Source organism: Nocardia abscessus, assembly GCF_015477775.1.
GTDB lineage: Bacteria > Actinomycetota > Actinomycetes > Mycobacteriales > Mycobacteriaceae > Nocardia > Nocardia abscessus_A.
The window spans coordinates 237,873-261,480 of sequence record NZ_JADLQO010000013.1 but is presented as its reverse complement, the minus strand read 5'-3'; the positions used below and the strand labels follow the sequence as shown (position 1 = coordinate 261,480).

Sequence of the window (23,608 nt, the reverse complement as noted above, 5' to 3'; positions counted from 1 at the left end):
GCAGTCGCCGACGAACTCAACAACCGACCCCGCAAATGCCTCGCCTGGCAAACACCCACCGAAAGACTCGATGCTTTACTGAACGCTTCGTAGTTCGAACCGTTGCGACGACCACTGGAATCCAAGCCCGCGAAGGGAAGGTGTTCTGCGCGGTTGTGCTCGACGTCTACTCCCGCCGCGTCGTGGGGTGGTCGATCGATTCGACCCAGACCGCGACACTGGTCACCAACGCCCTCGGCATGGCGATCGCCAACCGATCACCGCGGCCGGGCACGATCATCCACTCCGACCACCGGTTGAACCTGAGCAGTTCACCTCATGGGCCTTCACCGAACGCGCCCGGCGATCCGGGCTGGTGCCGTCGATGGGATCGATCGGCGACTGCTACGACAACGCCGTCATCGAATCATTCTGGAGCAGAATGCAAACCGAGCTACTGAACCGGCAACGGTGGAAGACTCGGATCGAGCTGGCCAACGCGATCTTCGAATACCTCGAGATCTTTCACAACCGCCAGCGCCGACATTCGGCCCTCGGCATGCGCACCCCGATCGAATACGAGAGGATGCAGCAGTCCATCCAACCCGTGGCCTAGAGTCAAGTCTCCCGACTCCGCAGAAACCGGGGTACATCAAAGTCTCCGGACATGCCGGGGCGATTCAAAAACCGGATCTACTCCGGAAGCGAATCCTGTTGAGCGACTGAGCAAACCCGACCGCCAGTATCACGAAAATTGTGCCCGATCCAGGATTCACCCGGCGTTGACACGGCATAGCGACGACGACGTTTCCACACCGTCTGCCACGGACCGAATGCCTCCGGCAGGTCCCGCCACGGCACTCCGGTCCGTAATCGGAACAGCATCGCCTCTACCACCAGGCGTTGTTGGTGAAGTTGCGGCCCACGCGGCCATCGGATTTCGGTAGCAGCAGATCGAGCAGCTCCCATCTGGTCTGTCCGTCAGAACTTGATGCCGATCACCGACAGCCGTCGCCACGGCGAACATGATGCCCGACCCGGCGATCTACCAGGCACGATCGGAGAAACTCGACTAGGAAGATTTCGCCAGGCACCAGGCAATGCGATTCAGTGGGGGCTGGTCGATCACGAATGCCCACGACCGACACCCACACCAAGTGCGTGAACCGTTCTCAAGAGAGTCCCGCTGCCGTGGATTTTGCGACGCTGACGAATGCTGCGGTGCTGGACTCCCACCACTTACGCTTCGGCGTGTGAGGTGATATCGCCGTCGGGCGTGGTGCTTTCAGGGTTGTCGGCGCTGGTTGTGGGGGCTGTGGTGGACGAGGGTGACCGGCTCGTTGTGCTGACGAGAACACCGGGTGGGCCCACTCCTTGCCCGGCTTGCGGTGCCGGGTTCGGCCGGGGTTGCCGCCCGGGTTGTTGGCGATCGCGGCGATCGCGGCGACCAGGATAATCCGACTCCGAACTGCCGCCATGTGAGTCGCTTATTTCGTCATCAGCCCGGTCTGGCTCCAACGAGCCGTCGGTAAGAGCCCTGCACAACTCGGTAAGGCTGGTCCAGGCGGTAGTGTTGGCGACTGCCTGAAAGTATTTCGCGCCGCGCGCTCCGGTCATGTGATCGACAACCGGGGTGATGACCCCGGCGTCCCGGAGGCGCCGAAGGATCGGCCGCACCACGCTGTCCGGCAGTCCGGTTGCACCCGCGATTTGCCGATTTGTGAACTTTGGTGTCACTTGCCCGCTGCTGATCGCGTGCACCACGGTCACCAGATGACGGTTGTTGAACAACGCTGCGGATCTGTCGGCGTGGGGACCGTCCAGGGGCAGCGTCACACAGATATGGTGACACGTATAGCTATCCACGTCACATTAGGATTTGCCCATGCCGATCGCAGCCACCTCTGCTTCCCGTCCTGATGTCACGGTGCGTCGGCAGAGTGCTCCGGTGACGATCCGCGTCAGCGGCCGCTCATTCGGTACCACTCCGGTGTTCGATACCTACTGGAGATTCGCGGCGGCGCGCCAGTCGGTATATGAGGCGCGGCTGGCCGGGAAGCCAGGTCCGTGGACTGAGGATCCGATCCTTCGTGACCATCGGTTCACCAACTGCTACCGAGCTGCCGACCGCGTCAGCCAATTCTTGATCCGGCAGGTCGCCTACGAAGGGCCGCAGGACACCGACAACCTTGTGTTTCGGGTGCTGTTGTTCAAGATGTTCAACAAGATCTCGACATGGACCTTGCTCGAAAGCGAGCTAGGTGCACTGACTGTGGACTCGTTCGACGTCGGACGGTACCGCGAGGTCCTCGACAGGGCCTTCGCAGCGGGACAGCGCCTGTATTCAGCGGCCTATGTGATTCCGCCACCCTCGATGGGTGAACAGCGCAAGCATGCCAACCATCTGCGGCTGATTGCCTGGATGCTCGATGATCAGCTGCCCCGCAAGCTGGGAGAAGCTGGGTCGATGCAGGCTGTTTTCCAGCAGCTACGGGGGTATCCGGCTATCGGCGACTTCCTGGCATTCCAATTCACGATCGACTTGAACTACACCACCGCGTTGGCTTTCGACGAGATGGATTTCGTCGTTGCCGGCCCGGGTGCCCGCGACGGTCTACGGAAGTGTTTCGGCCCGTCGGCAGCTGGGCATGAGGTCGAACTCATCGAATACATGGCCGCCAGCCAGGAAGAGCACTTCGAACGGCTTGGTTTGCGATTCAGCGGGTTGTTCGGCCGCAGACTGCAGCTGATCGACTGTCAGAACCTGTTCTGCGAGGTCGACAAGTATGCGCGGGTAGCCCACCCGGACATCAGCGGGCGGAGTGGCCGTATCCGGATCAAGCAGAAGTTCGCTCCCGTGCCAGCGGCAACGCCTGCGTGGTTTCCGCCGAAGTGGGGCTTGCGCACCGATGCTGCCCGATCGGGCGGCCATTGCCGCCCGTAGGGTGGCAACACCACAGGCAACGATTGGAGTGACATGACATCACCAGCACAGCCGCGCCAGGATCGTGAACTGTTGCTCGTCGTTCAGGCGCTGGAGCGGCTTACTGTCCGGGTCGAAGCGCAGTTCAATCCCGAACTCGTCGAAAGCGGAGACCAGACCCCCTCTGGCGATCAGCTGCTGGCCTATGCACGGACGTGTCGGGAAGTCCTCGACGACCCCGCATTGTCTGCCCGTCTCAAGGCGAGCAGACCTCGGTGGTGAATCGCGTCAGGCGCCAACACAGAACAAGGCCCGATGAGCCGGCGCTCAGCTGGGGACACCGAGATCGTCAGAAAGCGTGCGCAACTCCTCGGCAAGGTCTTTGCGAAGGCTCTCCACGTGGGCGAGTCCGACGACCACTGTCAGGCTTCCGGGACCGAGCCCGACCTGGCCGGCGATGTAGGCGAGCAGTCGGCTGATGCCGAGATAGTTGCCGTATCCCCGCTGGACTAGATATTGGGCGCGATAGTGGGCAACCGCATGTACTTGTGACCCGTCGAGCTGGAACGACAGAAGTGACAGGCATGGGAACGCCATCGCAGAAGTGTCACGGCCAGGCACCAACACCGGGGCCGCGCCGTCGAAGTCGGGCACGGCGAACCCCGTCTCGTACCGGGCTCGTTTCGGGCCACGTCCCGCCAGCTCTTTATCCAACGTGGTGATGAGGTGACCCAGCTGGTTGAACGATCCGCCCGACGATGTGGGGTAGTCGACCAGGCGCTGAAAATAGGTGCCCTTACTGTTCTTCGGGTCCAGCCGTTTGAGCTGCGGGAACAAGTTGCGGTAGCGAGCGGCCAACCTGGTCGGGTCGGGGTGTCGATCGGCGAGCGCGGCCGGGAAGATCGTGTTGGCGACGGTGGTGACCGGTTGCAGTCCCGCTTCGACGAGTAGATGATCGGCGGCGGCTCGAATACGTGGCTCCTCCGCTTTGCCGGCATCGGCGATATGGGTGACCGTGTGGAAGGCATGCTTGCCGGCGGAATGGACGGCGAGGGTTGTCGCGAGCCACGCGGTGGACAGATCGGGGGCAGTGATGTGGATCGGATCGCTCACGAACTGAGTCCTATCGAGATCGGTGATGACGTGGAACCGAGATAGAGGCCGTGGGGATGGGGTTCGACCACCACCGTGATATCTACCCCGCTGGCCTGGATCACGGCCGTGCCAGGACGCCCGTCCTCGGGGACGCCGCAGCGCACCGCGGTGTTCCCGCGGATGTGGCCTGCCGCCTCGGCTGGGCCGGTGATGTCGCGCACCCGGTGGCGCTGCGGGAGGATCAACAGATCTCCTGGGCTGGTGTACAGCACTCGCTCGGCACCCCGCTCCAGATGCCAGACGTCGGCGTCGCGGGTGGATTCCAGCAGGTCACCTGCCAGTGCCCGCTTGAAGGTGCCTGGCACGATCGCAGACCACGATCTCGCTGTTGTCTGCGAAATCAGCCGCAGCAACGTCAGCTGCCGGATGGTGGCCATGTAGGCGGTACCCAGGTGCAAGGACAACTGGTACACCTGCATCGCACTGGAGAAGTCGGTCAACCCAAGGCTCGTCATCACGGCTCTCACGCCGCGGTGCGGCATCAAAAACCAAGCAGCGAACGCCTCGGCCGCCCTCTCATTCGGCAACCGCCGATGCTGATCTGGCGGCAGCCCGAGCGGATCACCGATGTCCCCGTCGGGATCCGCGGTGGTGGGGTGACGCAACCGATGGTGACCGAGTTCATGTGCGGCCGTATGTCGTCGGGCAGCTCGGGTCAGCTTCTCGCTCACCAGGACACCACCGCCCTCGCGGCCGGCCAAGTACAGTCCCGACAGGCCGTCCAATTCCTGCCACATCAGGCGCAACCCCGCGCTGTCGATGGCCGGGGAGACCTGGATCGGGGTGTCGGTGGGGTCGACTCCGAGTTCGCCGTGCGCTTGGGCTGCCGCCACAGAGGCGATCCGGTTGGCCACCTGCCAGGACATGGGTCCCTTTCCTACGTGCGGTCGGATCGGCTGGAGAAGTTGAGGAACTCGGCGAACTTGCGGACCTGCTCTTGGTCCTTCGTAGTCATGTCGACAAGCAACCGACCCAAGACCGCATCTGGATGCTCGGCAGCAACACGACTGCCGAGGAAGTAGTCGGTCGGGTACTGATACAGCCGCGCCAGCTTCGCCAGTTCCAAGCTGTCAACCTTGCGGTTGCCCCTCTCGATCTCCGAGATCGCCGAACGAGGGATGCCGGTCACCGAGCTGACGTATTGTTGCGAAAGCCCCAGGTACTCGCGGACTTCCTTGAGCCGCTGGGCCAGTTCGGGCTGCCCGATCTCCGGTTCAGGGTTGTTCACGACGCCTCCGATCGTTGCGGTTGCTGTTGCGAAATCACGGCATGGGCGAAACTGCGGACCGACCGCATTGCGGCCGCAGTCTCTTCCGTGGCCGGCAGGGTCACTCCGGTCGCCTGCTGCAAGCGCACCAGGATGTCGACTGCGAGAAGCGAATCGATCGGCATGTCGGCGCCCAGCTCCAGCAGTTCGACGCGAAGGAGTCCGGGATCGCAGCCAGCGTCTTCGGCCAGCAGCTCCACGATGTGGTCGACCACGTCCTCCTCGGTCATTCAACCCCTCCGGCATTGTCGGGTTTTCCATCTGACTGTTCGATGGTACAACATTGATGGGCGATCCGACAGCGTGTCAGAAATTCCAGCGGGAGGGCGTATGAAGTTCACCGAGTTCCAACGTGAGGCGAAGAAGACCGATTACACCGATCACCCGATCCACCTCCTCGGCCTCGGTGCCGCCGCAGGGTCGGTGGCCGCGGTGGCCAAGACCAGGAACGATTACGGAAACTCCTTCGGCGGGTTCCGCAAGCAGATGCGTGAGGAGCTCGGCGATGTTCTGTGGTACGTCGCCGCGATCGCCGACGATCTAGACCTCGATCTCGACGATATCGCCAAGGCCAACTTGCACCGCACCGGCACACGATGGCAGGCCACGTCGTCGGTGCCATTGGGCGCCGACGCACCTGCTGATGAACAGCTGCCGCGCCGCGGCGCCTACGACTTCCGGCAGCGGATTAACGACGCTGGTCGCGCCGAAGTCACGGTCACTTTCGCGGGAGAGCCGGTGGGCGACCCTTTGACTGACAACTCCCTCAACAGCGACGGCTACCGGTTCCATGACGTATTCCACTTGGCCTACGCCACCGTGCTCGGCTGGTCACCGGTCACCCGGGCGCTGCTTAAGCGCAAGCGCAAGTCCGTGGCCGACATCGACGAGGCCGAGGACGGCGGAAGGGGCATCGTGATCGAGGAAGGCGTCGCCGCCTTCGCCTTCGCCTACGGCGCGATCCACAACCACCTAAAGGGTATCGAGCGTCTGGATCACACGTTCCTCGACTCCATCACGATGATGACCTCGATGCTCGAAGTCGGCGTGCGGTCACACGCCGACTGGGAGTCCGCCATCATTCAAGGGCATGCCATGTTTCGCGAGTTGGTTGCCCACGACGGCGGTACGGTGGAGTTCGACGCCGACGAGCGACGCTTGTGGTACGTGCCGTCGGCGCCGGTGTAGTCAACTGCCAGGCGATGGACCTCACGCCACGTCGACCTGCGATGCTTTCGCTCCTTCGTAAGCCATCAGTTTCTCAATCTTCGCGATCGCGAAGTACTGCGTCCACAAGCTCCAAATATGCTGCCACTGAGCATCTTTCGGACTCAATTCGGTCACCGGAAGCCCAGCATCGACGGCTTCGCGGGCGCCGATCAACGCGCCATGCGAGTGCGGGGCGCTGATGAGCGGTTCATCGAGCTTCCCGCATAGCGTGGTGATTTCGTCAGCATCGCGGTCCGGATTCGATCCGACCGCTTGGCGGGCCAGATCGCCGGTGCGGGCCAGCGCCGACCGGGCGAACTGCACGGTCGTGACGTCGATACCGGCAAGCATCGCCGCGTGCAAGGGGAACGTATTCGGTTCTGCCGCAACCTGCGCTAGCGAGCGGTCGACTGCGGCGATGATGTCCTTGGCGCTGACGTAGCCGCGGTCGGGAATCACGATCTGCGGATCGATGGGACCCAGATCGGACGTCGGGCCCATGATGATCTCATGCGCACCCAGCGCCAGGATGGTGCCGGCGCTCTTGGCCGACTCGGGTACCAGCACAACGAACCGTCTGCTGGCAGCCTGTGCCATACGGGCCAACCTGACTGCTGTCTCGCCGTCACCGCCGGGCGACCCGAGAAGCATATGCAGATCCTTCTCAGGATCCAGGTCGTGTAACAACTCCGCCAGCAGCGTGACGCTGTCCATCCGGATCTGGTCGATCATCACGACCAAATTGCAGTCGTATGTCTGCTGGTACTGGGCGATCAGCGCCTGCCGTAGGTAGCGGGGTTCGTTCTGTGCCCGGAAGAGTGGGGTGTAGGTGTGGCCGGCGGTTCCGGGTCTTGCCCCTTCCGCTCCGCCAGCCGAGATTGCGGCACCGGGCGTTGCGGTTTGGGCGCCATCATCTCCCGTCCCCACTCCCACGCTCGGATCGCCAATTGCCGTTGCCGTTCCCAATCGAGATCCCCATCCTCGATGAGCGGAGCCCGCAGGACGGCGTCACTGTCACGAGCCTGCTCGTCACGCGCCACTGTGTCCCTCCATCCGCCCCGCTCGTAGCCAATGACCGCACGAACGGGACTCACCCTAGCCCGCGACGGGGGGCCAACTCCACAATTCCGCTACGACACCCATCGTGCACTAGAGGTCTGACACATATGTTCGAAACATGATCGCGACATGGCGACGATGTCGAGAGATTCGGAGGTGTGGCTGGCCGCCTAGCGTCACCAGTCGATGGGCTGGAGGTGGCGGTGTTGCGATCTCCAGCTAAGTATGGCCGTGCCGGAACTGCTGGCGGCTTGGTGGCATTTCTGTCGCTTGCTCGCCCACCGCGTCGCAGGCCAAGACGGTTCCATCCCGACCCAACGAAGGAGGTACCACACCCGACGTCGATTACCTACCTCCAGGTCCAGTTCGGTTCAGAGGACGTGCGTGTGGGTACGGACAGAGTCGAGGCAGTCCTGCATCGACGGCTGGGAGCCGTACACCAGCTGCATCGCACGGCGATAGCCCAGCTCGAGGGCCACCTTGCCGGTATGCTTGTCGGCCAGTAACGGGCTGTCCGCGAAGTCCGCAGCCGGGCGCGGGGTGTAGTTGAATCCCGCCGCTGCACTGTGCTCATCGGCGTCAGCGCACAACTGCGCGATCCCTTCGAGACCCAACGCGGCGAGCGCGCCCAACACCTGCTCGTCGCCGAGCAGGTAATGGACGTTGTAGAGGTGACGCGCGTTGCGCTGAAGTGGCGACACCTTGCGGGGTTCCCGAAGCGTTCTCCGGTTTGGCGCACTGCCCTTGCCAATGGTGCGACAGATGCCAATGTACACGCCAGCCCCCGCGGTGCACACGGCCGGTGATGTTCATGGTGTGCCGAAATCCCGCCGATGGCAGGCTGTTACACGTGGCAGGAAGGAAACAGGTGGTCTGTTCCCGTCGATAGGTGCGCCGATCAGACCCGTGTACTGCACCGGTGGTGGCGGCCGGATTCCGACAGGGCGTCGATGCTCGATGCCTTAGGCCACCGACTCCGGCAACGCGAATTAGCCCTGCCAGCGACGGCACTCGGCCACTGGCCTCCCAAGCGCACGATAAGGCCGATGGCGGGCGTCTGTCGCATGGCGCGCTGACAGAACAAGCCAGAGCGACGCTGGACGACCAAAGCACAGAGATCGCGGAGGCGGTCCAGATCAAAACTCGGTGTTCCGCAAGAGACGATCTTGCGAAGATGAGCCGTGTGGCTAACTACAGCAGCGACTACCTTCAGCGACTGCGCGATGCGGTGACTGAATTCGACAGCGCCTTCGAAGCGTGGATGCAAACTCAGGTCGAGTCCGATCACATGTCGGCGCGGGGCCTGTTCCCCACGGTCTGGGTGAGGGACGGGCAGGATCCCGCCGAGGTGCGCCGCCTTGAGCTCAAGGTCGCGGAGACAGCTGGAGCCGCGGCAAAGGCCGTAGCTGTGACGGGAACCTACATCGCCGTCGCGGGGATCGGAGCCATCGACCCGATTGCCAACTGGTTCATGATGGCGAACCCGAAGGCCACGCTCAGCCCTAAAGATGTTCGCATGACCACAGCTACCACTCGCGGGCGACTCGACACGCTGATCGCTGAAGCCGAATCCGCCTCGGAGTCGGGACTTCCGGGTTTCGTGCCCTCCCAACTGCATCCCATGGTCTGGGCATCCGCAGCTGATCACTGGACGTCACACCAGTACCGTGTCGCGGTGGTTGAAGCCGCTGAGGGGCTGACGATCCATTGGAAGACCAAACTCGGCCGCAACGATGTTGACGGCACCGAGTTCTGGCAACAATCCCTCTCTCCTGGGGAGCCGACCCCCGAGCGTCCGAAACTGCACTGGCCCGGTGATCGCACCGACAAGACGGTCCGCAGCATGCGCGGCGGACTCGAACCGATGGCACGCGCGCTCAATGACCTGGCAACCGGGCTAAATCTGACGGTCCGCAATGTTGCGACTCATACTCGTGAAGAACTATCCGAGCAGGAAGCCCTGGAGAGGCTGGCGGCGTACAGCTATCTGGCAAGGCTCCTCGACCAGTGCGAGATCCGCCGTGCAGACGATGAATGAGGGACCTAGCAATGGGACCTGCCTCCCAGTCGGTCCGCTGCGGCGACGCCGACGGGCGAGCGTGTCCTCATCGCCCCTGCGAGGGTTCGCAACAGCACTGCGATCAACGAGCCTGTGGAGCGGGCCAGGGTCCTCATCGCCCCTGCGAGGGTTCGCAACTTGGTAGTCAAGGTGATTCGCCCCCTAGGGTAGGGTCCTCATCGTCCCTGCGAGGGTTCGCAACCGCTCCATCTTCTGCACTGCACCCAAAGCGTTGCCGAGTCCTCATCGCCCCTGCGAGGGTTCGCAACCGGCGACGAACTCGATCACCGTCACCGACACGGTCCAGTCCTCATCGCCCCTGCGAGGGTTCAACGTGAGGATGCGCTCCATCTCGATGTGTCCGGTGGCTTGTCCTCATCGCCCCGTGCGAGGGTTCGCAAACCGATCAGGACGAACCCCTTGTTGGGGCGCCGAAGTCCTAGTCGCCACTGCGAGGGTTCGCAACAACAGCCTGCTTGTCGCCGGCCACGGGTTTGTGACGCGGTCCTCATCGCCCCTTCGAGGGTTCGCAACGCGGTGGAGCGCGAGGCGGCGCGGATTCTGGTGTGTCCTCATCGCCCCTGCCAGGGTTCGCAATCGGTCGATCCAGTCCGGCCACGGCAGCGGAAGCTCGCGTCGAGCTAGAACACATGTTCGATTGGCTGTATGGTCGGGCTATGCCCGAGTTCAGTCGACTCGATTTCGCCAAGATGCAGCTAGAGGACGTGCGCCGCCACCTGCTCGACGCCGCTGCATTCGGCAAGTTCGTCACGCCGGAACAGCTAGAGATCATGGCGCGAAAGCTCGCCGAAGGCCTGCGCATCTACACCGACGCCACACAGAGCAAGGAATGACAGGAGCCGACGATGAGCTGATGACCACCGACCAACAGGCACTTGTCCGCGCGGTGGTCGACGCGATCAACACAGCAACGCGGGAAGTCACGGCCGTCGAACTCGCCGGGTACCTGGCCGGGCGAATCGCACCGGCGCCAAGTCCGGAAGATGTGGCGGCAGTGATGCGGATTCTCGCGCTGCCCGCCGTCGCGTTCCGGCGCGGCGAACCAGGGACTATCGTGCTCGCGCGAATACTGGACGTGATGGAGGCCGCGGCGGGAGGCGAGGATTACTCCCCACCGTCGGCGGAGACGGATTCGCGCTACTGATCGGGTGGAACCGATGTGGCGGCGAGCGCGTCAGAGAATGCATGACACCCGAGTTGCGTCCTGCGCCGAATCCTGAACCGCCGCTGAACGGCGGCCCTCCCGCAGCAGAGTCTGCCCGAATTTGGGCTGATTTCCTCCGCCAACTCTCCAGCCCTCATCAGACCTCACCCGATGGCGGTGGTGGTGACAATATGGCGCGGTGATTGCCCGATCCGCGCACCAGTCGAGCACCCGGGGCCGCTTTCATCCGAGGAGGAACCAAGGGCCACCAGTCGTTGGTGCCGCAGTGGCTGCACTGATAAGGGGGCGGGACGGGTTAGCCGGGGCCGTCGATGCCTTAAGGCTCCAGTAGTAGGGGTGGCGGGGTTCGGTGCCCCAGGGTTGGTTGATGCCCCAGCGGGCGACCGTGGCGAGTTTGAAGCCGATGCCGATGTAGTTGCCGTGGAACCCGACGCCGTAGATGTCGCCTTGGCGGGCGTGGATGGTCGGGATGTCCAAGCGGTACTGGATGGATGCGGCGGTGAGGACGGGCTTGATGTGCCGCTGTGCCAGACCAAGGTCAGGGCGCCGTTGGTTTAGTCGAGGCTGCAGAAGTGCGACGTAGGCGTTAGTGATGTGCAACCATCCGGCCGGTCCGATATACGCCAGAGGTGGCCAGCCGTCCTGCACCATGAGCACCCCTGCTTCGGCTGAGCGCGCCCACCCCGGCCGGTGCGGACTCTCCGCTACGAGCACTCAGGTGAGGAGGGCGGTATGCCTCGGTGCTCCGGATCGATCGAAGCACGCTTGTGTGCACAGATCATGTTCGGGGCACGGCGGGGCGGCCGGGTGTCCGAAAGTCTTGTTGATGCAATGGTATTGCCGTGGGCGCGGTGAGTGAGGAACCCTTGTTCGTGTCGATCGAGGAGGCGGGGAACGGTTGTGGTGTGTTGCGGTCGGAGATCGCCGCGTTCTATGCGGGTTTCGGCCAACCCGACGTGTTGCATGCAGCGTTCTTGAACGCGGTCTTGGTGGTGGGTGTGAGCGACGATGGCCGGTTGATCGTCAGTGAATTCGGTGGTGTTGATTGGGTCTGCGCGTTCACCAGCGGCGAGGAGTTCGCCCGCTACATGGCCGCGCGCGGTGTCGCCCAGGACCGCGAATACCGGTACCACACGCTGTCGGGTAGGCGGATTGTGGAGGAGTTCACAGTGCGCTGTGCGCGGCCGACGGGCGTGGCCGTCGATATCGCGGGAGCGGCGCCGATGGCGTTCCCACCAGTTCTGCCTAGCGCAGGAGGTGGCTGATGGGTGACAACCTCGATGTTGATCCGCAGGTGCTGGTGAAAGCGGCTGAGGGGATCAACGGGATCATCGGTGAGCTGTCGGATCTGGGGGTGAAGGAGACCGGCGCGAGCGGCCGTGGTTTTTCGTTGTTGGCGCTGTCGCCGATGCAGGCCGGTCGGCAGAACGTTCAGGCGGCGCTGGAACGGTTCGCCGAACGCTGGTCGTGGGGTGTGCGGCATCTGGTGCAGGCGGGTAACGAGATCGCCAAAGTCTTGGGTTTGGCCGCGGGCCGCTATCACATGATGGACCAGCAGGCGTCGGACACGATGAAGCAGATGTGGACGCATCTGGTCGGCAACCCACATCTGTCCGGTGATGAGATCAAGGCCCGATCCTGGCAGGACACCCTGGCAGACAACGGAATCAATCACATCCGCAACGCCGACTACAGCGCCGCTTCGCTCGATGAGGCGATGACCAAGATCGGCACGAATTTTCAGGTGGTGCAAGCGGTCGGGCCGCAGGCTCTGGCGAATCTGGGCAGCTACGGCACCGGCGCGCAGGCCGGGTGGAATACCGGTGCCGCGCAACAGGCCGCGGCCATCACGCAACCAGGGGAAGGCTCGTAGGTGGGAATCGGGTTCGACAACTTCCTCAACAGTGTCGGCAACGCGATAGAGGGCGCCGTCGAGGCGGGTGTCGAGGCGGCGGGGCAAGCCGCCGACGCGGGTTTGGACGCGCTGGCTTCTGGTGCCCGCGAGGTCGGTGCCGATGGCGTGGCGGAGTCCCTGGATGATCTCGGTGATCGGATCGCGTCTGCGACCGGCGGTCGGGTCGATGAGCGCGACCTCGGTGAGACCCGCGATCCGAAGGAGCTGATTCGTGGGGAGCCCTCGGCCATCCACGACGCTGCGGAAGCGTTGCGGGCGATGGGCGCCAGCATCGATTCCACGGGTGATGCGCTGCGCAGGATCGACACCGCGAACTGGACCGGTTCGGCGGCGGATGCTTTCAACGCGGTCTTCGACAAGCAACCGAAGTTGTGGTGGGACGGCGCCGACGCCATGGCCAAGGCCGCGTCAGCGTTGGATGGCTGGTACAGCGAAGTCGTTGCCGCGCAATCCAAAGCAGCCGATGCGATCGCCAAATGGGACGACGCCGACGCTGAGGAGCGCATCAAGAAGAACGAGTGGAACGCCCTGCCGGACAGCCAGAAATCCCGTCGCACACTGACCGACACCTGGACACCGATCCGCAACGCTGCCCGCGACATCCTCAACGGCGCACGCGCCCAACGTGACGACGCTGCCGCCACGGCAGCGAGCAAGCTGCTCGATGCGGCGTCGACCGCGCCGACGGAGCCGCCGTTCACCGAACGTTGGTCGAACAATCTCAGCGACCTGACCGGCATCTACCAGCACGGCAAGCAGAGCTTCGATTCCGGCGTGCTGACCAGCCTCACTTCCATGGTGCAGTTCGTGCGCGCGGTCAATCCCTCCGACACCTACAACCTCACGCATCCGGCCGAGTACCTGTCGAGCATGTCGAGTCTGGGCACCGGTCTCGTGGTGGCTGCAGCCGATCCGGGTGCGGTGGTGTCGTCGGTGGTGTCGGACGCACGCCGCAACCCGTTCGAGTTCGCCGGCAGCATCACCGGTGACGCCCTGTTGACTGCGGCGACCGGCGGCGCGGGTAGCGCGAAGACAGCCGCCACCGCGGTCAACAAGATCGACGACGCTGTGCGCCTCACCGACCGCGCCACCGAACTCGGCACCCGCACGCCCACACCGGCTGCCCGCGACATTCCGACACCCGGCCATGACACACCGGCGCCCACCACGCAACCGGCCCTCCACACCAGCCCCGAACCGCCCTCCCACACCTCCACAACCAACACCACCGGTGACCACCCCACCGAACCCGGGCACCCGGAATCACCACCGCAGCAAGCACATCCGGGCACAGCACACACACCGGATACCGACACCACATCGCCTCACGCCGATCAGGACACCACACCCGCCCCGCACCCCGACACACCCGAAACCCCACCACACCGATCCGAGGATTCCGCAGCCCCGACACACCCGGACCCCTCGCCTCGGCATGCCGACACCGACACTCCGGCACACCCCGACGCGGACCGCCCACCAGCCCCAGCGCACCCCGGCTCCGAACCCGGTCACCACGCCGATACCGACACCAACCCACCAGCGGCGCATCACGACTCCCCGGGCGCTGCCGATCGTGCCAGCGACACCGACACCCATCCCGGCGGCCACGACCAACCGGCCCCGCACCACGAACCCCACGACAGCCCGCCCACCGATCCGACCCCGCAACAGCGCGCCGAGGCCGACCACAACGCCTACGACCGTGCGCAGGACTCCAGCCACGAATCCGATCGGACACAGGAACAGAAGACCTGCACCGACGACCCGGTCGACATCTCGACCGGCGAATTCCTTCTCCCGGAAACCGACCTCGATCTACCGGGTGTCTTGCCGATGGTGCTGCGGCGCACGCATCGCTCCAACTACCGATTCGGTCGCTGGTTCGGGCCTTCGTGGTCCTCGACGCTGGACATGCGGGTCGTGGTGGAACATCAGGGTGTCACCTTCCTCGGTGAGGACGGGATCATGCTCGCCTACCCGCACACCGAACCCGGCGTCGCCGCCGAGCCGGTCACCGGTGGACAACGCTGGACGCTGACCCGCACCGACACCGGCGGGTACCGCGTCCACGATCAGCAGCGGGAACTCATCTGGCACTTCGCCCCCGAACCCACGCTGGCCGGGTTGGAGTCCCGGCTGGGCAATTACGCCATCTCCGCGATCACCGACCGCCACCACAACCGAATCCGCTTCCACTACAACACCGACGCGCAACCGGTCGCCGTGTCGCATTCCGGCGGCTACCGGATCAGCATCGACACCAACGCCGGACGCATCACCGCGCTCTCGCTCCAATCCACCACCGCTGACGAAGGCGCGACGCGTGTGAGGGAGTTCGGTTACGAGGCCGGGAACCTGGTCACGGTCCGCAACGGTGTCGGTGCGACGATGCGCTACACCTACGACGACGAGCATCGGCTGATGTCGTGGACCGATTCCAATGGCAACCAGATGGTCAACACCTACGACGAGGCCGGGCGGGTGGTCTTCCAGCGCGGCACCGGTGGGGTGTTGAACACCGACTTCGCCTACCTCGACTTCGCCGACGCCACCGGGCGTCTCACCACCGTCACCAACTCCCTCGGCGCGGTCACCAGCCATGGTTTCGACCGCGACCTACAGCTACGGGACCTGATCGACCCGCTGGGTGGGCGCACCCGCATCGCCTACAACGCCGACCGTAAACCGCTGCATGTCATCGCCGCCGACGGCACGACAACCAGCTACCGATACACCGTCGACGGTGACATCGCGACCCTGACTCGCCCGGACGGCCGTTCCCTCACTGTCGACTATCTGTGGCGCAACCGGCCTAGCAGCATCACCCGCCCCGACGCTACCGTGTGGCGGCAGGAGTGGGACCGACACGCCAACCTGGTTGCCGCCGTCGACCCGGCCGGCGCCCGCACCGAGTACACCTATCACCCCAACGGTGCGCTGGCCACGATCACCCACCCCAGCGGCGCCCGAACTCTCATCGAGGTCGGCCCCGCCGGGCTGCCGATCCGCGTCACCGATCCCCACGGCGCGATCACCCGCATCGAACGCGACGCCTTCGGCCGCGCCACCGCAGTGACCGACCCCCTCGGCGCCACCACCCACTACCAGTGGTCACCCGAAGGCAGGCTCCTGCAGCGCATCGACCCCGACCAGCACACCGAAACCTGGACCTACGACGGCGAAGGCAACGTCGTGACCCACACCAACCGCGCCGGTGAAACCACACGGTTCAGCTACGGCGCCTTCGACCTGCTGGCTACACGTACCGAACCCGACGGGTCCACCACCCGCTACAGCTGGGACACCGAACGACGCCTCAGCACCGTTACCAACCCGCTCGGCCACACCTGGAGCTACACCTACGACCCGGCCGGGCGGCTGATCGCCGAAACCGACTACAACGGCGCCACCACCCGCTACACCCACGACCCGACCGGACGCGTCACCACCATCACCGCACCGACCGGCATCACCCGCCACCAAAGCCACGACCCCCTCGGTCGCCTCACCGAAATCGCCTCCGACACCGGCGACTGGGTCCGCTACACCCACGACCCCGCCGGCCGGATCCTCACCGCCGCCACCGGCATCAACGAAACCCTCATCCACACACTCGCCTTCACCTACACCCCTACCGGCGCGCTCGCCACGCAACAACTCGACGACCGACCGGTCACACGCCATGAATACGACCACCTCGGTCACCGGATCCGCCGCACCAGCCCCACCGGCGCCACCACCACCTGGACCCACGACCTCACCGGACGCGTCCGCTCCCTCACCACCGGCCACCACCAGCTCAGCTTCTCCTACGACCCACTCGGGCGCCTGGCCCGTTGGCAGACCGGCGACATCGCGGTCGCGCTCGACTTCACCGCGGGTGGTCGACTCGCCCACCAAACCGTCACCGCACACCCGGCCACCTCACTGGACCTGGGCCCCGCGACAGCGACCCGCCCCAGCCCGCGGCTGCTACGCCACGACGAATACACCTACCGCCCCGACGGATACCTCACCAACCACACCCTCCACCACCTCGGGACACCCCCGCCACACCACGACTACCACCTCGATGCCCTCGGGCGAGTCACCACCATCACCCACGACCACGCCGCCACCGAGCACTACACCTACGATCCGCTGTCCAACATCACCAGCTCAGCGCTCCCCGAGACTGTCCGCCCTGACCCCGCGGCCCCAGGAGCTGGCTCGCACCATCGCGTCGACCCGGCCGCGGGGCGGGAGTACCGAGGCAATCTCCTCATCCATGACGGCCGCACCCGCTACCACTACGACGCAGCCGGTCGGCTGATCCGCAAGACAACCACCCGGCCCTCGCGCAAACCCGACATCTGGCACTACCGCTACAACAGCTTCGACCAACTCACCGATGTCTGGACCCCCGACCAGCAATGGTGGCACTACACCTACGACGGCATCGGGCGCCGCACCACCAAACAACACCTCGCCACCGACGGCACCGTCCTCGAACGCACCGACTACACCTGGGACGGCACCCGCCTCATCGAACAAACCAAGAGCGACACCACCACCCGCTGGGAACACCAACCCGGCTCCCACACCCCGATCACCCAAACCACCAACCAAACCAGCGTCGACCGCGAGTTCTACGCCATCATCACCGACCTCGTCGGCACACCCACCGAACTCATCGACCCCACCAGCGCCGACCCCGCGGCGAGCGCCACCACCGACCTGTGGGGGCGCACCCACTGGAACGGCCACACCGACACGCCACTGCGGTATCCAGGACAAATCCACGATCCCGAAACCGGCCTGCACTACAACCTGCACCGCACCTACGACCCCGCCACCGGCCGCTACCTCACCCCAGACCCCCTCGGCCTTGCTGCCTCACCCAACCCCAGCACCTACCCCCACAATCCCACCACCTGGACCGACCCCCTCGGCCTCATCCCCAACGAATGCGCCAACACCCCACCCAGCAATCCCCACAGCCCCGCGCCCGCCGACCCGACACCGGGCACAGCAGCCCCGCAGAGCCTCTACCACTACACCAACCAGACCGGCCACGACGCCATCCTCGAAAGCCAAGAACTGCGGCCATCACTCCGCGACCACAACCCCAAAGACGCCCGATACGGCGACGGCCAATACCTCACCGACATCGAACCCGGCACCCGCACACCCGCCCAACTCTCCGCAGCGTTCCTACGCGTACCCTGGGCCGGCCAGAAGTTCTCCCACTTCCTCGAAATCGACGTCACCGGACTCACCGTCATCCAAGGAAGACCCGGCGTCTTCGTCATCCCCAACACCGAACCCCTCGACCTATCAGGCCGAATCATCCGATCGGGAAGGAACTGAGCATGCGGTACGTGAAAGTCACCTGGCACCACGACTTCCCCGACGAACCCATCCACTACTTCCACGAAGTCGGCGAGGACAACTACGAAACACGCCGCGTCCAAACCTACCGCGACGGCCACACCGAATGGGCCGACGAAACCCACGAAACCCCCACCGCCGGAGTCGCCGAAATCCCCATCGCACCCCTGGAAGAGATCACCAGCCAACCAGAATTCGAAGCCGAAGAGATCACTCAGGAAGAATTCGAACAGCAGTGGACAAAGGCGCGACAGACATCCCACTGAGTCACCGGCACTGACCAGACAGTCGCCATCTTCAGAAATGCTCGCGCGCTATGAAGTGCTTCCGGTTCTAATGTTGCCTCTGACGCTGCCGACCCGCGAGGACCCGAACCCTCGACCCCCGCGTTCGAGAAGCGCTGACCAGCGATCCGATGTCGCCCCGGACCTGCTCGTCGCATGCCGCAACAACACAAGGGTCAGCGGCCGAGTACGCGGGTCTTCTTGTGACTCGCATCGGCAGTTGGCCGGCCTGACTGGTTCGAGGTGCTGTCGGGGCAGCAGCTCGCTCAACAGCAGCTGGCCAGGAACAGTGCTAGTTGGCCATTCAGGGGATGAGGCTGCTGGCCAGCCAACCAGACGATCGCCCGAACTCCTCCACCGATCGTTCGTCATGATGACTCGATGGACAAACTCCTGGTGCTGGTCAACGGACTTCCCGGCTCCGGCAAATCAACGTTGGGCCGATCATTGGCCCGGACGCTGAACGCCCAGTTCCTGTCGAAGGACACCGTCAAGGAAGCACTCGCAGCCTGCCTCGACAACGCTGCCGACCTGCACGCGCTGGGCGGAATCGCGATGGACACGGTTTGGGCCCTAGCGCAGGCAACCCCGGACAATGTCGTTATCGACTCCTGGTGGTTCAAACCACGCGACCTGCACTTCGCCCGGATCGGAATCAGGAAGACCGAAGCCTGTCGCGCTGTCGAGATCTGGTGCGATGTCCCCTCCGACATAGCCAAAGCTCGTTACGCCAGCAGACACCGCCCAGTCTTCTACCAAGACGAGCAACGGCTCGTCGACGACTGGGACATATGGGCCCAGCACGCCGCACCACTCGAACTCACAGCCACCCTCGTGGTCGACACCACCGGCCCGGTCGATTGCGCCCACCTCGCCGACCAAATCCAATGTGCAGCCGCCCCCATCGACAATCACCCTTCGCTGGCCGACCCTCAATGAAAACAGCGAACTATCGCTGCGAGTCGCACTTGTGCTGTCCGAACTCGGCGGCGGTGATTATGCCTGCTTCGAGCAGTGTTCCGGACAACTGCCGTACCTCACAGTCGCTGGCCACGGAGGTCGTTTCTCGATGTTCAGCACTTCGTGACCTCGGACGACCGTGTTATCGATCCGCCGCCCGCCGCGGTCGCTTACCGTTCGAAGGTCAGGACTCTTCTGCGAGGAGGTGTGGCCGCATGTCGACAACGCTGTACGTCGCGTGGTGGAATGTGGAGAATTTGTTCGACCACAAAGATGCTCCCCGGAGCGACAAACTCCAGCGCGTCCTACAGAACGATCTGAAGAACTGGACCGTCACGATCCGGGATCAGAAGATCAGCCAGCTCGCCTCTGTCATCGCGCAGATGAACAACGGCGCCGGACCCGACCTTCTCGGGGTCTGCGAAATCGAGAACGAGACCGTCGTGCAGCTGCTGGTCGACAAGGTCAACACCCTGCTGCCGGCTGCGCGTAGCTACAAGATCGTGCACGCCGACACCGGCGACGAACGCGGCATCGACGTCGCGTTCATCTACGACACCACTCTGCTCGAAGTCCCTGCGCCGCTGTCGGATTCGGTGTTCTTCCATGTGGTGATGCGCCGAAACGCCACCCGCGAGATCGTCCAAGTCACCTTCACCACCAAGACCGCAACCCCGCGAACGTGGGCGGTGTTCGGTAACCACTGGCCCTCACGCCGCGGCGGCGCTGAAGCCTCCGCCGGCTACCGCGCCATCGCCGGGGAAACCCTCGCCTACTTCCATCAGCGCGTCCTCGAAGTCCACGGCCCCGCCACCCCGGTGCTGGTGATGGGCGATTTCAACGACGAACCGTTCAACACCTCCCTCGACACCCACGCGCTCAGCCGCCGCCAACGCGAACTCGTCGTCAACGGCGACAACCCTTACCTGTGGAACCTCGCCTACCCGCTGCTCGGCTCCCCGGACGGCACGTTCTATTTCGAGAATCAACCGAACATGCTCGACCAGGTCCTGGTCAACAAGAACATGGCCAAAGCGACTTCGCCGATCAAGGCCGATTCCGCGGCCGTGCACATCGTCCGCTTCCCCGGGATGACCTCCACCGGCCGCTACAAATCACCCATCCCGTTCAAAGGACTCGGCGACACCACCGCCAACCCCGCCGGGTTCTCCGACCACTTCCCCATCGCCACCACGGTGACCCTCAGCTGAGGTTCTACGTTGCTGCGCACCGGAATTCACCAGTAACGGCGCCATCGAGTCCGGCACCTGGTCACGGCATCGTGGTGAACTGGACGCATGACAGATGATCACCAGGCACGCTGTAGCGACGTTCCGGAGCCGGTGCACGTGGTGCTGCGCGACGCGGTTGCGGGGTTGCGCGAGTGTGGTGCTGTGGTCGTCGCCGGGTTCCCGGCGTCCGGGAAGTCGACGGCCGCGGCGTATCTCGCGGGTGTGTTGGGTGCGCCGGTGTTGGACAAGGATCGGTTCGCGCCGTTGTTGGAGGAGTCGGTCATGCAGAAGCTGACCGGCGATCGGCACGATCGTGACTCCGACACCTACCGCACGCTCGTCGGACCCGGCATCTACGACGGGCTGATCCGGACCGGGCTCACCGTCGCTACCACGCACCCGGTGGTGTTGGATGCCCCGTTCCTGTCCACCATCCGCCAAGCCGCCGCGGCTGGCATGACGTTGAGTGATCACCTGCGCGCCTACACCGGGCTTCCGGAATCGGTTCCGCTGGTCACGGTGTGGCTGGATTCGGCCGCGCCGGTGATCCGAGCGCGGATGATCGCGCGCGGCGCCGAACGCGACACCCCCAAGCTGGCCGACTGGGACACCTACCGCAAGGAAGTCCTTGACAGCGGAGTCCGCGACCTCGCCCACACCTTCTGCGACCTCGTCATCACCACCTGACCGGTCACACGCTGCGGGCCTGGCGATTCAACCTCGAGAGGCGCGTAACGTCTCGATCGCGGGCAGTGTCTCATCGTGCAGCAACCGGCCGATGCCGAGGCGCTGCTGGGCATCCGCGGCGATCAATGGTGCGCGCACCGCCAGCGGGAACCCCGGCAGCCGCGCGGCGGTCGCGGCCTTGGCAAACGCGATATCCGACAACCCCATCGCTTTGCGGAGATCGCTGTAGGTGTCGAAGACATGCTGCCAGCGGCTCGCGGATTCTTCGTCACCGGCCGCGGAGGCTGTGGTGATCGCGACCGGAAGCTCGGCGACCGGGCCGCCGGCGCCGGTGACGATCCCGTCCAGTCCGAGTTCGCCTAACCGCGCGGGAGCGCGGTCGTCGCCCACGAACACCGACAGCCGCGGACATCCGCTCTTGTAGGCCTGGGCGACGGCGTGATCCTTGCCCGAGTCCTTGACTCCCATCAACAGTGGGTACTCCCCCGCCAGCCGCGCCACCACGGCCGGGGTGACCGGGTTGCCGGTGTGGCGCGGGAAGTTGTAGACCAGCCACGGCACTTCGACATCGGCCATCGCCTGCCGGAAGAACTGCTGGACCCCTGACTCGGGTGCGTCGGCGAAGAAGTACGGGGCGATCACCGCCAAACCATCGGCACACTCCTGGTCATGACGAGCCGCCGCACGAACATCGGCAACCGCTGTCGCCCCGACGTGCGCAATCAACGTTCCCGCCCACCCGCTACGGCAGTGCTCGACAACCGACCGCCGCTCACCATCGGTGAGACTGGCGAATTCCCCGCTCGTCCCGTTCACCAAAATCGTGCCCACACCCGCACCAGCGAGCAACTCCAGATAGTCGGTCAACGCCGCGAAGTCCACCGCACCCGAAACCTGGAACGGCGTGACCACAGCAACGATCACAGAATCCACAACGCCCGACCTCCACCGGCTCGCCCTGCCACAGCGTCACCCACCCCCTCCCCGTGCTCCTGCATGACATCACACCAACGCCGAGACCCGATACTCAGTGACCGAACGCAGCCTGTCGAGAAACCAGATCGGACACCGACAGACCAACCACGTCATCGGGACGCACGGGTACACCTCGGCAACTTCAACCAGGCATCGAGAACCGATCGCCGGACAGCACCGACCCGGTTGTCGTCGGCTCCAGCTGTGCACTGTCCCGAGATCCGCTCGATGTATGCGCCCCCGCCAGGTCATTCGTCCAGGCGGTCCGTAGCGTCCGAAGAAGAGTTGGCGGCAATCGGTGTGCCCTGGTGGAAGTACATTCGCCAGCCTTCGTCGGTTCGCCGCCACAGCGAACTGCGTAGCGACCGTTGACTAATCCGGCACATCAGGCACGAATCCGGCGAATCAGCCAGCTATCGGAAGGGGCCCATCGATGCAGAAGCTCACACATATCTCTCGACAGCGGGTCACCGAAGGTGTTGGATACCCTGCAGAGCTTTCGTTGCAGGTACAAGCACCCCAGACACGCCGCGACAGCGCAACAGCTTGGGAGGGGGATCCCCGCATGAGCATCGACATCACATGTCCGCACTGCCAGCGGCTGGACTTGGTGCAGAGCGTGCCCGCCCTGCACGCGGACGGTGTCTCGACCAGCTTCGGCATGAGCAGTTATTCCGGCGTCGGAGTAGCTTCCACCGGTCTGGTTCCGGTCTTCGGCACTGCGGCAGTGGAGCGCACTCTCACCACCGAACTCGCGCGAAGCCTCGCGCGCGAGCCTGCGCCGCAGCCCACCACGCGCCTGACCCGAGTCGGGCTGCTGTTGTTGATTCCGGCGCTGTTGGCTCTCGTCCCGTCGGTTGCCTCGCTTGTCATCGAGGACCCGCAGGTACCAAGGTGGGCGGCGCTTGCGGCCGCCACCTTCTTCATCGGTGCAATCGCTTCGCCGGGGCTGCTCGTGCTCGGTGTCGCTGTTGTTCGTTCTCGACGGAACCGGAAGATTACACGGGGACGCCGAAGCGCGCACGCGGTGTGGCAGGCCGGGTTCTACTGTCATCGCTGTGGCGTAGCGTATTGGCCGCACTCACCAGCACCCGGCATTCCTGCCCGGCAGGCATTCACACCACACCACTTCCGCTGGTTTGTGTGGAACGCCGGGGGCTACATCAACGCCGCCTGATTTGCTACCGCGAAGCCGCTGCCAATTACCCGCATGTCTGCGCAGGTAGCCCGATTCGAGCCAAGGGTTCGTAGGTAGCGCAACTCCGGCAGGCGGACGTCGATCGCCTTGGTCTCGGCGCCGAGCCCGCGCCAGCTCAAGTGCCGCAGCGCTCCGGCGTACTCGCGG

24 protein-coding genes, 1 pseudogene and 1 CRISPR repeat array are annotated in these 23,608 nt (G+C 64.5%); of the genes and pseudogenes, 15 read left to right on the top strand and 10 right to left on the bottom strand.

What is annotated here, in order from left to right; all coding sequences use genetic code 11:
- Positions 1-101 precede the first annotated feature (101 nt).
- Positions 102-595, top strand: a pseudogene (locus IU450_RS40165) (IS3 family transposase); the annotation flags it as partial.
- Positions 596-672: 77 nt separating this feature from the next.
- On the opposite strand, the gene IU450_RS41040 reads toward IU450_RS40165, so the two are convergent.
- Together IU450_RS41040 and IU450_RS28735 are read right to left on the bottom strand one after the other, a co-directional pair.
- Complete coding sequence (locus IU450_RS41040; protein ID WP_324197865.1) at positions 673-948, bottom strand: transposase; 276 nt, start codon at positions 946-948, stop codon at positions 673-675.
- Between the two features lie 270 nt (positions 949-1,218).
- On the bottom strand, positions 1,219-1,815 hold the full coding sequence (locus IU450_RS28735; protein ID WP_195152859.1) for a winged helix-turn-helix domain-containing protein: 597 nt from the start codon (positions 1,813-1,815) through the stop codon (positions 1,219-1,221).
- A gap of 49 nt (positions 1,816-1,864) precedes the next feature.
- Here IU450_RS28735 and IU450_RS28730 point away from each other — a divergent pair, with 49 nt between their 5' ends.
- A complete protein-coding gene (locus tag IU450_RS28730) occupies positions 1,865-2,923 on the top strand; it encodes a nucleotide kinase domain-containing protein (RefSeq protein WP_195152858.1) in 1,059 nt (352 codons plus the stop codon).
- A 33-nt stretch (positions 2,924-2,956) separates the two neighbouring features.
- Complete coding sequence (locus tag IU450_RS28725) at positions 2,957-3,184, top strand: hypothetical protein (RefSeq protein ID WP_195152857.1); 228 nt, start codon at positions 2,957-2,959, stop codon at positions 3,182-3,184.
- 45 nt (positions 3,185-3,229) lie between these two features.
- Here the strand turns inward: IU450_RS28725 and IU450_RS28720 are convergent, their stop codons facing one another.
- Genes IU450_RS28720 through IU450_RS28705 form a run of 4 tightly spaced genes read right to left on the bottom strand, consistent with a single transcriptional unit; the run spans position 3,230 to position 5,554 of the window.
- The gene (locus IU450_RS28720; protein WP_195152856.1) at positions 3,230-4,015 is read right to left on the bottom strand and encodes a hypothetical protein; all 786 of its coding nucleotides are present in this window, start codon (positions 4,013-4,015) and stop codon (positions 3,230-3,232) included.
- Positions 4,012-4,923: an ImmA/IrrE family metallo-endopeptidase gene (locus IU450_RS28715; protein ID WP_195152855.1), complete on the bottom strand. Its 912-nt coding sequence runs from the start codon at positions 4,921-4,923 to the stop codon at positions 4,012-4,014. Before IU450_RS28715 ends, IU450_RS28720 begins: the two co-directional genes overlap by 4 nt.
- An 11-nt stretch (positions 4,924-4,934) precedes the next feature.
- A complete protein-coding gene (locus IU450_RS28710; protein ID WP_195152854.1) occupies positions 4,935-5,285 on the bottom strand; it encodes a helix-turn-helix domain-containing protein in 351 nt (116 codons plus the stop codon).
- A complete protein-coding gene (locus IU450_RS28705; RefSeq protein WP_195152853.1) occupies positions 5,282-5,554 on the bottom strand; it encodes an acyl carrier protein in 273 nt (90 codons plus the stop codon). Before IU450_RS28705 ends, IU450_RS28710 begins: the two co-directional genes overlap by 4 nt.
- On the opposite strand from IU450_RS28705, the gene IU450_RS28700 reads away from it, so the two are divergent.
- Positions 5,526-6,512 (top strand): MazG nucleotide pyrophosphohydrolase domain-containing protein, encoded by a 987-nt coding sequence (locus tag IU450_RS28700; RefSeq protein WP_195152852.1) that lies wholly within the window; start codon positions 5,526-5,528, stop codon positions 6,510-6,512. The genes IU450_RS28705 and IU450_RS28700 overlap by 29 nt on opposite strands.
- 21 nt (positions 6,513-6,533) lie before the next feature.
- Here the strand turns inward: IU450_RS28700 and IU450_RS28695 are convergent, their stop codons facing one another.
- Positions 6,534-7,265, bottom strand: coding sequence for an SDH family Clp fold serine proteinase (locus IU450_RS28695; RefSeq protein ID WP_228835280.1), 732 nt, complete (start codon positions 7,263-7,265; stop codon positions 6,534-6,536).
- Between the two features lie 698 nt (positions 7,266-7,963).
- Positions 7,964-8,293, bottom strand: a complete 330-nt coding sequence (locus IU450_RS28690; RefSeq protein ID WP_195152850.1) for a hypothetical protein — start codon at positions 8,291-8,293, stop codon at positions 7,964-7,966.
- Positions 8,294-8,775: 482 nt separating this feature from the next.
- Between IU450_RS28690 and IU450_RS41035 the strand changes: the two genes are divergently transcribed.
- The 3 genes from IU450_RS41035 (at position 8,776) to IU450_RS28675 (ending at position 10,816) form a co-directional block, all read left to right on the top strand.
- Entirely contained in the window at positions 8,776-9,630 is an 855-nt protein-coding gene (locus tag IU450_RS41035) for a TIGR02391 family protein (RefSeq protein WP_195152849.1), read from the top strand.
- Between the two features lie 63 nt (positions 9,631-9,693).
- Positions 9,694-9,987: direct repeats of the CRISPR family, unit length 30 nt; unit sequence GTCCTCATCGCCCCTGCGAGGGTTCGCAAC.
- 341 nt (positions 9,988-10,328) lie between these two features.
- A complete protein-coding gene (locus IU450_RS28680) occupies positions 10,329-10,505 on the top strand; it encodes a DUF6374 family protein (RefSeq protein WP_195152848.1) in 177 nt (58 codons plus the stop codon).
- 20 nt (positions 10,506-10,525) lie between these two features.
- Positions 10,526-10,816, top strand: coding sequence for a hypothetical protein (locus tag IU450_RS28675; RefSeq protein WP_195152847.1), 291 nt, complete (start codon positions 10,526-10,528; stop codon positions 10,814-10,816).
- Between the two features lie 243 nt (positions 10,817-11,059).
- On the opposite strand, the gene IU450_RS28670 is transcribed toward IU450_RS28675, so the two are convergent.
- Positions 11,060-11,488, bottom strand: a complete 429-nt coding sequence (locus tag IU450_RS28670; protein WP_195152846.1) for a hypothetical protein — start codon at positions 11,486-11,488, stop codon at positions 11,060-11,062.
- A gap of 200 nt (positions 11,489-11,688) precedes the next feature.
- On the opposite strand from IU450_RS28670, the gene IU450_RS28665 reads away from it, so the two are divergent.
- From IU450_RS28665 to IU450_RS28635, 7 genes are all read left to right on the top strand, one after another.
- Positions 11,689-12,102 carry a hypothetical protein gene (locus IU450_RS28665; protein ID WP_324197864.1) on the top strand — a complete coding sequence of 138 codons (414 nt, stop codon included), beginning with the start codon at positions 11,689-11,691 and terminating at the stop codon, positions 12,100-12,102.
- Positions 12,102-12,710: a hypothetical protein gene (locus IU450_RS28660; RefSeq protein WP_195152845.1), complete on the top strand. Its 609-nt coding sequence runs from the start codon at positions 12,102-12,104 to the stop codon at positions 12,708-12,710. The genes IU450_RS28665 and IU450_RS28660 overlap by 1 nt, the downstream gene beginning before the upstream one ends.
- Positions 12,711-18,104 (top strand): putative T7SS-secreted protein, encoded by a 5,394-nt coding sequence (locus IU450_RS28655; protein ID WP_195152844.1) that lies wholly within the window; start codon positions 12,711-12,713, stop codon positions 18,102-18,104. It begins immediately after the preceding gene.
- 2 nt (positions 18,105-18,106) lie between these two features.
- Positions 18,107-18,391 carry a DUF6881 domain-containing protein gene (locus tag IU450_RS28650; protein ID WP_195152843.1) on the top strand — a complete coding sequence of 95 codons (285 nt, stop codon included), beginning with the start codon at positions 18,107-18,109 and terminating at the stop codon, positions 18,389-18,391.
- Between the two features lie 399 nt (positions 18,392-18,790).
- The gene (locus IU450_RS28645; RefSeq protein ID WP_195152842.1) at positions 18,791-19,348 is read left to right on the top strand and encodes an AAA family ATPase; all 558 of its coding nucleotides are present in this window, start codon (positions 18,791-18,793) and stop codon (positions 19,346-19,348) included.
- 236 nt (positions 19,349-19,584) lie between these two features.
- Entirely contained in the window at positions 19,585-20,580 is a 996-nt protein-coding gene (locus IU450_RS28640; RefSeq protein ID WP_195152841.1) for an endonuclease/exonuclease/phosphatase family protein, read from the top strand.
- Between the two features lie 87 nt (positions 20,581-20,667).
- Positions 20,668-21,288 carry an AAA family ATPase gene (locus IU450_RS28635; RefSeq protein ID WP_195152840.1) on the top strand — a complete coding sequence of 207 codons (621 nt, stop codon included), beginning with the start codon at positions 20,668-20,670 and terminating at the stop codon, positions 21,286-21,288.
- Positions 21,289-21,315: 27 nt separating this feature from the next.
- Here the strand turns inward: IU450_RS28635 and IU450_RS28630 are convergent, their stop codons facing one another.
- Complete coding sequence (locus IU450_RS28630) at positions 21,316-22,221, bottom strand: dihydrodipicolinate synthase family protein (RefSeq protein WP_195152839.1); 906 nt, start codon at positions 22,219-22,221, stop codon at positions 21,316-21,318.
- A 607-nt stretch (positions 22,222-22,828) separates the two neighbouring features.
- On the opposite strand from IU450_RS28630, the gene IU450_RS28625 reads away from it, so the two are divergent.
- Positions 22,829-23,440 carry a hypothetical protein gene (locus IU450_RS28625; RefSeq protein ID WP_195152838.1) on the top strand — a complete coding sequence of 204 codons (612 nt, stop codon included), beginning with the start codon at positions 22,829-22,831 and terminating at the stop codon, positions 23,438-23,440.
- Positions 23,441-23,608: the final 168 nt, after the last annotated feature.

Excerpts from the sequence above, each read along its gene's own strand:
- IU450_RS41040 (WP_324197865.1), bottom strand. The coding sequence starts at position 948 with ATGGGAGCTGCTCGATCTGCTGCTACCGAAATCCGATGGCCGCGTGGG.
- IU450_RS28730 (WP_195152858.1), top strand. The coding sequence starts at position 1,865 with ATGCCGATCGCAGCCACCTCTGCTTCCCGTCCTGATGTCACGGTGCGT.
- IU450_RS28725 (WP_195152857.1), top strand. The coding sequence starts at position 2,957 with ATGACATCACCAGCACAGCCGCGCCAGGATCGTGAACTGTTGCTCGTC.
- IU450_RS28715 (WP_195152855.1), bottom strand. The coding sequence starts at position 4,923 with ATGTCCTGGCAGGTGGCCAACCGGATCGCCTCTGTGGCGGCAGCCCAA.
- IU450_RS28700 (WP_195152852.1), top strand. The coding sequence starts at position 5,526 with ATGTGGTCGACCACGTCCTCCTCGGTCATTCAACCCCTCCGGCATTGT.
- IU450_RS28705 (WP_195152853.1), bottom strand. The coding sequence starts at position 5,554 with ATGACCGAGGAGGACGTGGTCGACCACATCGTGGAGCTGCTGGCCGAA.
- IU450_RS28695 (WP_228835280.1), bottom strand. The coding sequence starts at position 7,265 with ATGATCGACCAGATCCGGATGGACAGCGTCACGCTGCTGGCGGAGTTG.
- IU450_RS28680 (WP_195152848.1), top strand. The coding sequence starts at position 10,329 with ATGCCCGAGTTCAGTCGACTCGATTTCGCCAAGATGCAGCTAGAGGAC.
- IU450_RS28675 (WP_195152847.1), top strand. The coding sequence starts at position 10,526 with ATGACCACCGACCAACAGGCACTTGTCCGCGCGGTGGTCGACGCGATC.
- IU450_RS28670 (WP_195152846.1), bottom strand. The coding sequence starts at position 11,488 with ATGGTGCAGGACGGCTGGCCACCTCTGGCGTATATCGGACCGGCCGGA.
- IU450_RS28660 (WP_195152845.1), top strand. The coding sequence starts at position 12,102 with ATGGGTGACAACCTCGATGTTGATCCGCAGGTGCTGGTGAAAGCGGCT.
- IU450_RS28650 (WP_195152843.1), top strand. The coding sequence starts at position 18,107 with ATGCGGTACGTGAAAGTCACCTGGCACCACGACTTCCCCGACGAACCC.
- IU450_RS28645 (WP_195152842.1), top strand. The coding sequence starts at position 18,791 with ATGGACAAACTCCTGGTGCTGGTCAACGGACTTCCCGGCTCCGGCAAA.
- IU450_RS28640 (WP_195152841.1), top strand. The coding sequence starts at position 19,585 with ATGTCGACAACGCTGTACGTCGCGTGGTGGAATGTGGAGAATTTGTTC.
- IU450_RS28635 (WP_195152840.1), top strand. The coding sequence starts at position 20,668 with ATGACAGATGATCACCAGGCACGCTGTAGCGACGTTCCGGAGCCGGTG.
- IU450_RS28625 (WP_195152838.1), top strand. The coding sequence starts at position 22,829 with ATGAGCATCGACATCACATGTCCGCACTGCCAGCGGCTGGACTTGGTG.